Below are 13316 nucleotides of genomic sequence, written 5' to 3'. Positions count from 1 at the left end.
TACTATTCTTCTTCTAACTCCTCATTATCAAACATATTTTCAAATGAAATCTGCTTGTAATTGTATTGATTTTTCTCAAATCCCTCTAAAAATACTTCCATAGACGCATACTCTTTTCTGCCTTTTTTAATCAAATAAGGTACATCTATATTAAATATTACATTTTCTTTTGTCGGATTATCTTCTCGCTTCATCAATTTTTCTACAATAGCCAATGGTATAGAAAATTCAGCTACACTTTCCATAAATGTTAATTCAAATTTGGCTTCAAACAAATTTTCCGTTCTATAAACTTGTTCTATATAAACTCTTCCTACTTCTGATTTTTCGGCCTCTTCAATAACTGGAATAGACCATCCTTCATTTCCACAAATTATAATCGGATATACGTTATTGACTATTCCAACCATTGCATCAGGCAATACATGTGTTTCATCTACTGCATTTTCGTATCCAACTAATAATTCTTCTTTGGAAATCGTATTTATTACATTTTCATTTAATCCATTAACAAATTCATTTATGTTTTCTAATATAGGTTTAAAAACATCTATTTTTTCAAATGAAATAAGAAATATATTATGTGCCCATGCATATTCCTGAGCAGCACGACTAAATCCTGTCGCACTAAAATAACATCCTACATTATTGTATATATTTTCGTTTTTATCCACGCCTAAATACCTATTTTCATTAATATCTGTAATAATTCCATAAAAATCTCTTATATGAGACAATTCAACTCTATTTTTTGCATAAAATTTATATTGGCAAATCATTCTTATTGGAGTTGTAAATGCTGAAGGCATATTTAAAATACCATAACTATATATTCCATGTTGTGAACTATTTCCATTTATTTCTTTTTCTTTTATAGTTACATATCCACTATCTTCTAATAATTTATTTACTTTTTTCTCAAATATATACTCTCTTGCCTGATGTTCTTTCATATATACCACCTACTCATTTGTTTATTTGCTTACATCCTTTTATATTTTACTATTTTTTCAAGACTATATCAAATCTTATTATTTCCTAGAATTATTATTTTTTTAATTTAATTTCTATTTTTATTCAAACCAACTTGACGCTAATTATGTAAAAAATTCATATACTTATATAATAAAAAAAGAAGCATTCCTGCTTCCCATCACTTCATTGCTTATTAACGTTCCTTTATCCGTCCCGTTCTTCCTGTTCTTCCCTGTTCTTCTCTTACCAAATGACATTCGGACATAGTTAATGCCCAGTTCCGGAATCGAACCAGAGACACGAGGATTTTCAGTCCTCTGCTCTACCAACTGAGCTAACTGGGCACATCACTTATTCATGATGCGCTTGCTTTGAGTCGCACTCGCGTGTTTTATAGTACAATAACCACACTCTTTTGTCAAGCGATTTTTTTTATTTAATTTTAACGTGAAGCGAAAAGTTTATTTCCACTTTGAAGTGGACAAAGTCGATTTTAGTCTTACACTTTTAATTTTAAAATGCCTGAAGTAAAAGGTCTAAGCCCACATTATTTTCCCATTTGCCAGAATGCAACTGCACTGGCTGCTGCTACATTTAATGAATCTACCCCATGAGACATCGGAATTTTTACAGTATAATCACAGTCTGCAATTGTTTCTTTAGCAAGTCCGTCCCCTTCTGTTCCAAGAACTATTGCAAGTTTTTCTTCTGCCAAAAGTTCCTCGTTATCAATTGATACCGAATCATCAGTTAATGCCATAGCGGCTGTCTTAAATCCTAATTCTTTAAGTTCACTTACTCCTTTTTCTTTGTCCAAAAAAGTCCAAGGAATCTGAAATACCGTTCCCATACTTACTCTTATCGCTCTTCTATACAACGGATTACTGCATCCATGAGTGAGCAAAACCGCATCCATGTTTAAAGCTGCTGCCGAACGGAAAATTGCTCCCACATTTGTTGGATTCATTACATTTTCAAGAACTGCTATACGCCTTGCTTTGCTACAAACTTCCGAAACATTAGGAAGTTGTGGGCGATGCATTGCACACAACATTCCTCTTGTTAATTTAAATCCTGTCAACTGTGTAAGCACTTCAAATGGCGCCGTATACACAGGAACTTCTCTACATCTGTCTATAACAGGTTTTGCTTCTCCATCAATATGCTTGCGTTCAACAAGCATTGATATCGGCTCACATCCCGCATCCAACGCCCTTTCAACTACCTTTGGGCTTTCTGCTATGAATATCCCTTTTTCAGGTTCATGCCTGTTAAGAAGCTGCCCTTCCGACATTCTTGCATAAATATCTAACTGCGGAGAATTAAAATCAGTTATCTCTATAATATTTGCCATAATGCTCCTTTTTCTAATAATACTTTTTCTTCATTTGTAATCGGTTACAATTCTATAGATTTCAACTCATACTTATTTTTATAAGTCATAATAGCAATAGTCACTTCTAATAAGACTTAACCTTTGTCCATAAACCGGCACAGAATTCTTTTAATTCAGTATCCTGATATTTAAATGTTTCATTTAACGGATTTGAAATATCAGGCGCACATGCTGAAATTCCTTCATATTCATCATCTCTAAAATATTCATAAACCGATTTTACTGCACTATCATATCCTACATATTCCGTATTCTGCTTTGCCACGTCCTCCCTTAGCATAAAATTAATGAATTCATTAGCAAGTTTTGTATCTTTACACTGCTTAGTAATAACCATACTGTCATACCACACATTTGAGCCTTGCCCAGGGACAAAGAAATCCATATCTTCATTTTCTGACATAATATACGCTCCATCTCCTGAGTATACAACTGCCATTGCTTTATTGCCTGAAATCATATTGTCAATAACATCATCTCCGGCATAAACAGGATGCATAGTTTCACGCTGGTCAACAAGCCAGTCATATGCCTTCTTTAGTTCATCATGATTTGAAGTATTCATTGAATAACCTAACGCTTTCAATGCAACCATGAATGAATCTCTTTCTGAATCATACATATAAATATTGCCTGTATATTTTTTATTTTTTAAGATTTCCCAACCTTGTGCCAAATCTGCCTTATCTACAATATTTTTGTTATATAAAATTCCTACAGTTCCCCAATAGTAAGGCACTGTATATTTGTTTTCAGGATCATATTCATTCTCAAACAGATTACTGATAACATTATCCTTATTTGTTATTAAATCCCAATTAACCGGCTGAATTCTTTCTTCTTTTATAAGTCTTTCAACCATATAGTCAGACGGTACTAAAATGTCATACTCAGCTCCACTTAACAGTTTTGTATACATTGACTCATTTGAATCATATGTTTCGTAAACAACTTCACAGTCATATTCTTTTTCAAATTTAGTCAGAAGATTTGTATCCATATATTCTCCTGAATTAAACACTCTAAGTACCTGACGGTTTTGTTCTTTAACAAATCCATAAACACATCCGCCCGCAATTGCAATTGCCAATATAACTGAAAGCACCGGAGCAAATTTCTTCCACACTCCATGTCCCTTTGATGCAATTTCATTTGCCTCTCTGTGCTGTCTTTTTGCAATGGCAGGAATTACATTTACAACAATCAAAATAATTACAACTGCCAAAATAAGAAGAGTTGACAGTGCATTAATTGTCGGATTTGTTCTTTTTGTCATGTTATAAACTACTATTGAAATGTTTTGGACACCATTTCCCGTTACAAAATATGAAACTACAAAGTCATCAAGTGACATTGTAAATGCAAGTAGCATTCCAGCATAAATTCCAGGCTTTAACATTGGAATTATAACCTTTGTAAGTGCTTGAAAAGGTGTTGCTCCTAAATCCATTGCAGCATTTGCAAGGTTGTGATCCATTCGTCTTACCTTAGGATAAACACTTGTTATTACATATGGCGTACAAAATGCGATATGTGCAAGCAACATTGTCAAATATCCTCTACCTAATTTAATAGAAGAAAATAAAATCATCAGACCTATAGCCGTAACAATATCAGGATTCATAATAGGAAGGTCATTTACGCTAAGAACCCATTCTTTAAGAACCTTTCTACTTCTTGAAAGTCCGATTGAAGTAATTGTCCCAAGAACAGTTGATACCAATGTTGAAATTATGGCAATACTGATTGAAACATAAACAGCCGAAATAATATCTCTGTCCGTAATTAATTTTTCATACCATCTAAATGAAAATCCTGTAAAATGAGTAAGTGACTTCGATGAGTTAAATGAAAATAACATTGTAATTGCAATTGGCAAATAGAAAAATATAAAACACAACGCAATATATAACTTTGGTCCTATTGAAACTTTCTTATTCATCTATTCACCTCCTGCTTCCTCAGAGTCAATCTTTTTCATTAATCTGATTAATCCTAATATAATAATTGCAAGGATAATAGAAATCGCACTTCCGAAATTCCAGTCTCCAACTGATATAAACTGATTTTCAATTAAATTTCCAATAAGTACATACTGACGTCCACCTAGTAAAGATGGAATTACGAAACTTGATATTGAAAGTAAAAACACCATCGTTACACCACTTATAACACCCGGAATCGAAAGTTTAAAAATAACTTTTGTAAAAGTTTGAAATCTATTTGCTCCTAAATCATTTGCTGCCTCTACTAAGGAATAATCCATTTTGGCAAGAGATGTATGGATTGGAATTACCATAAACGGAAGCAAGTCACATACTAATCCCATTACAACTGAAAAATCTGTATACATCATTGTTACAGGATTTATTCCTAAAACCTTTAATAACGAATTTACAATTCCATTGTCTGATAGCAAACTAATCCATGCATAAGTTCTAAGCAAAGTATTAATCCACATAGGAATTGTAACCAGCAAAATTAAAATATCCTGAACACTCTCGTCAAATTTTGCAATAATATATGCCATCGGATATGCAAACACCACACAAATTCCTGTAGTAATCAATCCCATCTTAAGAGATTTTATAAATACATTTAAATATACAGGATCTGATATTTTCTTAAAATTGTCTAATGTAAAATGTATGGTCAACACGGAATTGTCGCCTGCCGTAACTGAATACAACACAATCAATAACAGCGGCACAACAATAAGCAAAAATGACCAGAACACATACGGTTTTATTAAATTTTTATAATGTCCCATTTCTTCCTCCTGTAAAACATGTAATGCCCCCGCCCTTCGGTCGGCGGCTATTCGTCGGAAACATTTATAGAAAATGAACTTCGTTCATTTTGTTTCCTCCTATTAATAATCCATCTTATACATAACCTGAATGTCAAATGGGTCAATTGTCATTCCAACCTTAAGCCCCACTTCATAATCATCTGTTGTATGAACTTTATAATTTCTATATTTTGTTTCAACAAGATACTCATAGTGAACTCCCATAAATACCTTTGAAATAATTGTGCCTACAAGCTGTGCCTCTTCGGGTTTTACAATATCCATATCTTCAGGACGAAGAACTACTTCAATTTCTTCATTATCTTTAAACCCTTTATCAACGCACTCCCATTCAATATCATCAAATTTTACCAGACAATCCTTAAGCATATTTCCTTCTATAATATTTGACTCGCCAATAAAATTTGCAACAAATCTGTTTTCAGGTTCGTTGTAAATGTCCATAGGCGTACCAATCTGCTGGATAACACCATCATTTAAAACAACAATCGTGTCGGACATTGACAACGCTTCTTCCTGGTCATGAGTTACAAATACGAAAGTAATTCCTACTTCTTTCTGAATCTTTTTTAGTTCAATCTGCATGTCCTTTCTTAATTTTGCATCAAGCGCTCCAAGTGGTTCATCAAGAAGCAAAACTTTAGGTTCATTTACAAGAGCTCTTGCTATGGCAACTCTTTGCTGCTGTCCACCTGAAAGTCTTGTAACATCTCTCTTTTCAAATCCTTCAAGTCCAACTAAAGCTAAAATATTTTTAACTTTTTTATCTATTACATCCTTATCCATTTTTTTCAAATTAAGACCAAAAGCCACATTATCATATACATTTAAAAATGGAAAAAGAGCATATTTCTGAAATACCGTATTTATTTCTCTTTTATATGGCGGAACCTTTGCAATATCTTTACCATTAAACAAAACCTCTCCATTGTCTGCCGATTCAAATCCGCCTAAAATTCTAAGAAGTGTTGTCTTTCCGCATCCACTAGGTCCAAGCAATGTCAAAAATTCATTTTCATATATATTTAAATCTATTCCTTTTAAAACCTGCTGGTCATCGAATGTCTTTGTTATTCCTTTTAATTCAATAATCTTATTACTCACTGTATATCCTCCAATCTTTTTATTGGTTCCAATTTTTTACAATTGTATACGTTAATCAACACACCTATAAATTTATGATAGTTCTTAGTCGTCGTTATAAATCAAGTGATAAACTTACCATTATTGTTTCGATATTTTTAGAAACTCGGTGGTGAACTTACCCATATTATTGTTGCACCCTTTTTTGATTCTATATGATGGCTGTATTTTGCTTCATAATAAAATGACTCGCCTTTTTTTGCCTTATAAATTTTTCCACCTATATGGATTTCCACGCTTCCCTTTAATATGTATCCAAATTCTTCTCCCTCATGAGGATTGTCCGGATACGTCGAACCTCCCTGTTCTAATGTAAGAAGAATCGGTTCCATCGTATTCTTTTGGGCATTAGGGATTATCCACTGTATGTAATTCTTTAATTCACTATCATTTTTTTCAAAATAATCCTCTTTCGAAAAGACTATCTGCTCATCCTTCGTATCATTAAAAAAATCTTTTAAATCCGTTCCCAGACACTGCAAAATATCTGTCAATGTTGCAATTGATGGAGATGTAAGATTGTTTTCAACCTGAGAAATAAACCCCTTAGAAAGTTCTGCCCTGTCAGCCAGTTCTTCCTGCGTTAATCCCCTCTCCATTCTCAATTCTTTTATCTTAAATCCTATATCCATTATTTTTTCCTTTATTTTCAAATACTAACCTTAAAGTTTAGTAAAACTAAACCCAGATACACTATACAAAATCGCATTTTTATTGTCAATATTTTTGATAACACATTTTTGTAAAATGATGTATACTAATAATGTTGATAAAAATTAAAGATGCAATGATTTAAATTAAGATAGAAGGGATTTTTAATATGACATTTACATATGAGCGAAAAGCAAATTATTATGAAACTGATATGATGGGAGTTGTTCATCATTCAAATTACTTAAGATATTTTGAAGAAGCCCGAATTGCTTTTATGGATTCCTTAGGTATACCTTATAAAGAATTAGAAGAGAATGGTATTATGTCACCTGTTCTTAGTGTTCAATGTGAATACAAGCGTATGGTTCAGTTTGGCGAAACAATGCTTATTAAGGTTAGCCTTATCGAATACAATGGCATTCGTATGAAATTAAATTATGAAATAGTTGATAAAAAATCCGGCAAAGTAACAACTCGAGGCATTACAAGCCATTGCTTTTTAAGTAAAAACGGAAGACCTGTTTCATTAAAAAACAACATGACTGAATACCATGAGAAATTCTTAGAGTGTTTAGATAAAGTATCTGATAATCAGTAAACAAGGAATATTATGAAAATATTCTTTCAGACATTTTTTTAGAACTAAAAAATCTGTTCATTAACAGACTTTATTATATTAGTAAACAACAAAGGCAAAGGAAAATTTTCCCTTGCCTTTATTTTATGGTTATCATTTCTATAAAAATATTTACCTTCCCTGCTCTTCTATTTTTTTAGCCAAATCTTCTAAATATTCCCATCTGTTCATCTTTTCCATTAAAAGAGTTTCTGTTTCTTCTTTAGAATCTATCAATTCTTTTAGTTTTACGGAATTAGTTGCATTTTTGTTCATTTCATCATCTAATTTTTCAAGTTTTTCTTCTAATTTAGATATGTCATCTTCTATGGTTTCATATTCTCTCTGCTCATTGTAAGAGAATTTCAATTTTTTATTTCTATTTTTATAGTCTGACTTACCATTTTTATCTTCTGAAGAATTTTTTGACTTTGAATTTGAAAAAATATTTTCTTCCGGTGTTTCATTTTCCTTCTTTTTATTAATGTAATCTGTGTAACCACCTTCATACTGACGAATCACACCATTTCCTTCAAAAGAAAATATTCTTCTTACAACTCTGTCGAGAAAATATCTGTCATGAGAAACAGTAATTACAATTCCATCAAAACTATCTAAATAGTCTTCCAATATTGTCATCGTCTCTATATCTAAATCATTTGTAGGTTCATCTAAAATAAGAACATTTGGTGCTTCCATTAGAACCCTTAGAAGATTCAATCGTCTTCTCTCACCACCTGATAATTTGCCAATCTTACTGTACTGTTGTGATGATGGGAACAAGAATCTTTCAAGCATAACTGATGCCGAAACAAGCCCTTCTTCAGTTCTGACAAATTCAGCAGTATTTTTAATGTAATCAATAACTCTGTCTTCAGAATCCATATAAGCAATTCCCGCATCTTTGTCATTTTCAATTTCCTGAGTATAATAACCCATCTTAATTGTCTGTCCAATATTAATATTTCCACTGTCAGGCTTAATTCGGCCATCAATAATCTTCATCAAAGTTGTTTTTCCGCATCCATTCTTTCCTACAAATCCGACTCTGTCACCTTTCAGAAAATTGTATGTAAAATCTTTGATTAACACATTGTCTCCGTAAGCCTTAGAAATATTTTCAATTTCGATGGTTGTTCTTCCCATTCTGGACTTTATACTGCTAAGTTCAATTTTTTCATCCTCTACTATTCCCTGCTGATTTTTCAAATTTTCATATCTTTGAATATGAGCTTTCTGCTTCGTAGACCTTGCTCTTGCACCTCTTTGCATCCACTCAATTTCTTTTCTTAAAATACTCTGGCGTTTACGTTCGCTGGCTTTGTCACTCGCTTCTCTTTCTGCCTTACGTTGCAAATATCCTGAATATTTCTCCTGATAACTGTAAATCTTTCCTTTATCAAGTTCGATTATTCTATTTGTTACACTATCTAAAAAATATCTGTCATGAGTTACCATTACAAGAGCGCCTTTAAATGCCTTAAGCTGATTTTCAAGCCACTCAGCCATTGTGCTATCTAAATGGTTTGTAGGTTCATCTAAAATTAAAATATCACATGGTGTAAGCAACACCGAAACCAAGGCCAGTCTTTTTCTCTGTCCTCCTGACAATTCTCCTGTTTTCTGTTCAAAATCCGTTATTCCTAAACGTGTCATCATACTTTTAGCTTCTATAAGTTCATTTTCATTTGCATGATGATGTACCATATTCTGTACACTTTCTATGACCGTATCCTCATCATTAAACTTAGGATTCTGTGGCAAATAGTGAATCATTAAATTCGATGCCTTAATTACTTTTCCTTCATCCGGCTCTTCTATTCCTGCCATTATTTTTAATAATGTAGATTTTCCTGTTCCATTTATGCCAATAACACCTACTTTGTCTCCTTCATGAAGATAAAAGCTTGCTTTGTCAAATAATTTTCTTTCCGTAAAAGAATGTGTTATATTTTCAACTGATAATATATTCAAATTAATGCCTCTTTTCATTATTCTAATTATTTCAAATTTCAATAATTTTCACAAAAAAACGAAATTTTTATATATTTTAGTAAATTTTTTATTTTTTACTTTCTTTTTATTTTATTCTATATATTTGTTAGAAAAAATTTTTAACCATTTTTACTCAGAATGCCTATTTATACGGCAAAACCTTTTTAAATTTTAACAAAACAAACTATTCATTGCAACTTATTTATCTTTCTTTATCCTATTCTTAAATATGTTAAAAGACTGTGTCCTACTCTTGACATTTTTTGAATTTTAAGGCATTATTAATAGGCGTAATATTTTTGTAATAAATTTACGACTTTTCGTAATAATTATTCGTAATTAATTATATAAATAATTGGAGGTTAGTTTTGAAACGTAAAATTTACAGTTCTTTAGTTTTTACTTTTATGTTTGCAGCAGTAGGACTTGTAACAGTACACGCTGATGATTCAGTTTCAATACCTGATACTAATACAGTAGCAATTGAAACATCAACAGCTTCAGAAGTAGAAACATCAACAGAAAATTCATACAACAATATAACTAGTACAGATAACACAGACAATACATTAGATATTAATAAATCAGTTAAAGTTAACAAGAAAATCAAATTACAGAAATCATTAAATCTTGATTCTGAATCAGTAAAAGATATGACTTTTACAGCTGATGACTCAACTGTAGTTAAGGTTTCAAAGGCAGGTACTGTTACCGGTCTTAAGACAGGTTCAACAACTGTTACTGTTACTTCTGACACAGATGATTCAGTATATGCCACTGTTAATCTTGATGTTAAGAGCAGTTACACAGCAAGTCAGTTAAGATATATGTCATCTATCATTTACAGCGAAGCATGTGGAGAACCATATGCTGGAAAGAAAGCTGTTGGTATTGTAGTTGCTAACAGAATGAAATCAAGTCTCTTCCCTAACACAATTAAAGGTGTTCTTTATCAGAGACGACAGTTCACTCCTGCAAGAAACGGTTCACTTAACAGATCTTTAGCATTATATGATAGCGGAAGAATGGATCCTGACTGTATTGCAGCAGCTAAGGAAGCATTAAATGGTGATAAGACAGTTGTTTACAAGAACTCAACTATCAACATGACAAAGACATTATTCTTTAGCAGATATATTTACAGAAGTAAATTTAGAATTGCACATCATATGTTTAAATAATTTATATAAAAAAGCTTAGACCTTAAAGGCCTAAGCTTTTTTTATTAGTGCCACTCCGACAGCAGCAATTATTCCCTCAGTTACAGTCATTGCCAGCCATACACCTGTCATTTTCCATAGAAAACTCATTATAAACGCCATTGGAATTATAACCACAAACCCTCTGCCCAAAGATATTATATATGAAGGAATTACTTTTTCTCTTGCAGCAAAATAAGTAGCCATCACAATATTCATTCCAATAAATAAAATTGAAGTAAAGTATAAATACATTCCTTTAACTGCTATAGCCTGAAGCTGCATATTTCCTTCGCCATTAAATATAGAAGTAATTGGATTTGCAAATAATAAAATAACTGCATATATTACTATAGAAATCAAAGTTACAGCAGTAATTGCATATTTAAATAACTGTTTCTGCATCTTCTTGTCATTTTTCCCATATGCCGCACTAAACAAAGGTTGGCTTCCCTGTGCTACACCTGTGTAAATTGAAATCACTACAAGGACTAAATTTGCAATAACACCATATGCTGCCACCCCTACATTTCCCTGTAAGCCTAATATAATTATATTAAACACAAAAATCACTATACCTGATGACATTTCTGTAACAAACGAAGGAATTCCAAGCATTATGATTGATTTAATAAATGACGCTCTTATTTTTGCTACTTTAAATTTAATGTTGCTATTCTCTGAAACAATATGTCCCGATAACACCATAAGTCCCATAATCGGCGAAAATCCGGTTGCAAGGACAGCTCCAAACATTCCCATGCTAAATTTAATTACCAATAAATAATCTAAAATAATATTGCCAAAACTACCTACTAACATTGCTATCATAGAAAGTCTGGGATTTCCATCATTTCTAACAAATGCATTCATTACATTATTTAATACAAATGCCGGACCAAACATGAGAAGAACTTTTAAATAAATAGATGTCATATGGTAAACCTGTTTATTTGCCCCCAACAGCGTTGCTATATTTCCCGAAAAAATTATCCCTGTTAAGAAAAATATTATTCCAATAACGATTGCCATAAACACTGTATTCATAAAACTTTCATTATACTTCTTATTTCCCTGATTTTTCATTATTGCATATTTAGTAGCTCCACCTATTCCAAGCATTAACCCACTTCCGTTAATAACGCTGTAAACCGGCAGTGCCAAATTTAGAGCCGCAAGTCCATTTGCACCTAGTCCAAATGATATAAAGAAAGTATCTGCTAATATATAGCATGACAACCCTATCATTCCTAAAACATTAAAAACTGTATATTTAATAAATTCTTTTAAGTTACTGTTCATTATTCCCTCTTTCTATTTTAAAAATATTGTTTAGCATTTTATTATTCTTTTATTACACAAATTCTGCCGTCCACTATTTTCTTCTGTTATTTATTACAAAAAAATCGCCGGAACTTCATATCTTCAAAGACCTAACGATATGAACTCCAGCGTTATACGCTACTACCCGGTGGCAGTTAATTTATATTCTTTTTTCCTGAAAAATTTACCATATAGCTTTGTATTTGTCAATCTGCATAATTCCGTTTTAAATTGAATAACTCTGTTTTTATTACATCTGCATAATTCTGTTTTTATTTGTTACAAACCGTAACAAATTTATTCGATTTTTTTCGTTTTTCTTCTCATTTTTTATTATTTATTACGATTTGTCATATTATTCCTTTAAGAAAACGCTTGACAAAAACTGTTTTTTAAGGCATTATTAATAAACGTAACAAATTTGTAACATTTGTAAAATATAAGTGTAACATTTGGAGGTCGTTGTGAAATTAAAGATTTATAGTTTACTAATGATAGCATTTATGCTTATTGCATCAAGCATTACAATGGTAAACGCAGATATTAATTCAACAAACAAATCACAGATAAGTATTACGAAGACAGTTAAGGTAAATAAGACATACAAGATAAAGAAACTTTTAAAAAGCAATGGTAATAATGTTGATTACTATTCTTTTAAATCAAGCAACAAGAAAGTTGCCAAGGTTTCAAAGAAAGGTACTGTTACCGGTTTAAAGGCCGGCAAGGCAACAATTACAATAACAAGTAAAGTTAATGGTTCAACTTACGGAACAGTTAATATAACAGTTAAGAATCGTTACAACAGCAGTGATTTAAGAATGCTTTCTTCAATTATTTACAGTGAATCAGGCAATCAGGTTTATGCCGGTAAGAAAGCTGTAGGAATTGTAGTTATGAACAGAGTAAGATCTTCCCTCTTCCCTAACACAGTTAGTGGAGTTGTTTACCAGAGTGGACAGTTTACTCCTGCAAGAAATGGTTCTCTTAGCAGATCATTATCATTATATGACAGCGGTAATTTAAATTCTGACTGCATTAAAGCTGCTAAAGATATTTTAAACGGAGACAACACAGTTTCTTATAATAATAAAAACATTAACATGAGCAGTTACTTATATTTCAGTGGTTATGTACCAGGATGCAGATTACAGATACAGAATCACCAGTTTAAATAAAATTGAATAATATTACCGGAATAAT

The 13316-nt window shown here is 31.9% G+C and carries 11 protein-coding genes and 1 tRNA gene; 3 read left to right on the top strand and 9 right to left on the bottom strand.

Going from position 1 to position 13316, the window contains the following annotated elements:
* Nucleotides 1-2: 2 nt before the first annotated feature.
* The 7 genes from ABMA45_RS06755 to ABMA45_RS06725 all read right to left on the bottom strand — a co-directional run bounded on the left by ABMA45_RS06755 (nucleotide 3) and on the right by ABMA45_RS06725 (nucleotide 6958).
* The gene (locus ABMA45_RS06755; RefSeq protein WP_022089129.1) at nucleotides 3-953 is read right to left on the bottom strand and encodes a restriction endonuclease; all 951 of its coding nucleotides are present in this window, start codon (nucleotides 951-953) and stop codon (nucleotides 3-5) included.
* 293 nt (nucleotides 954-1246) lie between these two features.
* Nucleotides 1247-1319: transfer RNA gene (locus ABMA45_RS06750), tRNA-Phe, on the bottom strand.
* A 203-nt stretch (nucleotides 1320-1522) separates the two neighbouring features.
* Entirely contained in the window at nucleotides 1523-2329 is an 807-nt protein-coding gene (locus ABMA45_RS06745) for a TrmH family RNA methyltransferase (protein WP_022089128.1), read from the bottom strand.
* Nucleotides 2330-2435: 106 nt separating this feature from the next.
* Nucleotides 2436-4313 carry an extracellular solute-binding protein gene (locus ABMA45_RS06740; RefSeq protein ID WP_022089127.1) on the bottom strand — a complete coding sequence of 626 codons (1878 nt, stop codon included), beginning with the start codon at nucleotides 4311-4313 and terminating at the stop codon, nucleotides 2436-2438.
* Entirely contained in the window at nucleotides 4314-5141 is an 828-nt protein-coding gene (locus ABMA45_RS06735) for an ABC transporter permease (RefSeq protein ID WP_022089126.1), read from the bottom strand.
* 102 nt (nucleotides 5142-5243) lie between these two features.
* The gene (gene potA, locus ABMA45_RS06730; protein ID WP_022089125.1) at nucleotides 5244-6287 is read right to left on the bottom strand and encodes a spermidine/putrescine ABC transporter ATP-binding protein; all 1044 of its coding nucleotides are present in this window, start codon (nucleotides 6285-6287) and stop codon (nucleotides 5244-5246) included.
* A 137-nt stretch (nucleotides 6288-6424) separates the two neighbouring features.
* A complete protein-coding gene (locus ABMA45_RS06725; RefSeq protein ID WP_022089124.1) occupies nucleotides 6425-6958 on the bottom strand; it encodes a helix-turn-helix domain-containing protein in 534 nt (177 codons plus the stop codon).
* Nucleotides 6959-7146: 188 nt separating this feature from the next.
* Between ABMA45_RS06725 and ABMA45_RS06720 the strand changes: the two genes are divergently transcribed.
* Nucleotides 7147-7578: an acyl-CoA thioesterase gene (locus ABMA45_RS06720; RefSeq protein ID WP_022089123.1), complete on the top strand. Its 432-nt coding sequence runs from the start codon at nucleotides 7147-7149 to the stop codon at nucleotides 7576-7578.
* 150 nt (nucleotides 7579-7728) lie between these two features.
* Here ABMA45_RS06720 and ABMA45_RS06715 read toward each other — a convergent pair whose 3' ends face one another.
* A complete protein-coding gene (locus ABMA45_RS06715; protein WP_022089122.1) occupies nucleotides 7729-9570 on the bottom strand; it encodes an ABC-F family ATP-binding cassette domain-containing protein in 1842 nt (613 codons plus the stop codon).
* A 389-nt stretch (nucleotides 9571-9959) separates the two neighbouring features.
* Here ABMA45_RS06715 and ABMA45_RS06710 point away from each other — a divergent pair, with 389 nt between their 5' ends.
* Nucleotides 9960-10772 carry a cell wall hydrolase gene (locus ABMA45_RS06710; protein WP_022089121.1) on the top strand — a complete coding sequence of 271 codons (813 nt, stop codon included), beginning with the start codon at nucleotides 9960-9962 and terminating at the stop codon, nucleotides 10770-10772.
* Between the two features lie 30 nt (nucleotides 10773-10802).
* Here the strand turns inward: ABMA45_RS06710 and ABMA45_RS06705 are convergent, their stop codons facing one another.
* A complete protein-coding gene (locus ABMA45_RS06705; RefSeq protein WP_022089120.1) occupies nucleotides 10803-12092 on the bottom strand; it encodes an MATE family efflux transporter in 1290 nt (429 codons plus the stop codon).
* A 485-nt stretch (nucleotides 12093-12577) separates the two neighbouring features.
* Between ABMA45_RS06705 and ABMA45_RS06700 the strand changes: the two genes are divergently transcribed.
* Nucleotides 12578-13291 carry a cell wall hydrolase gene (locus ABMA45_RS06700; RefSeq protein WP_022089119.1) on the top strand — a complete coding sequence of 238 codons (714 nt, stop codon included), beginning with the start codon at nucleotides 12578-12580 and terminating at the stop codon, nucleotides 13289-13291.
* The last annotated feature ends 25 nt before the right edge of the window (nucleotides 13292-13316 follow it).

Source organism: Eubacterium sp. CAG:156, from assembly GCF_000434315.1.
Lineage (GTDB): Bacteria > Bacillota > Clostridia > Lachnospirales > Lachnospiraceae > Eubacterium_U > Eubacterium_U album.
The sequence above is the reverse complement of the archived record's forward strand: the minus strand, read 5'-3'. Positions and strand labels throughout refer to the sequence as shown.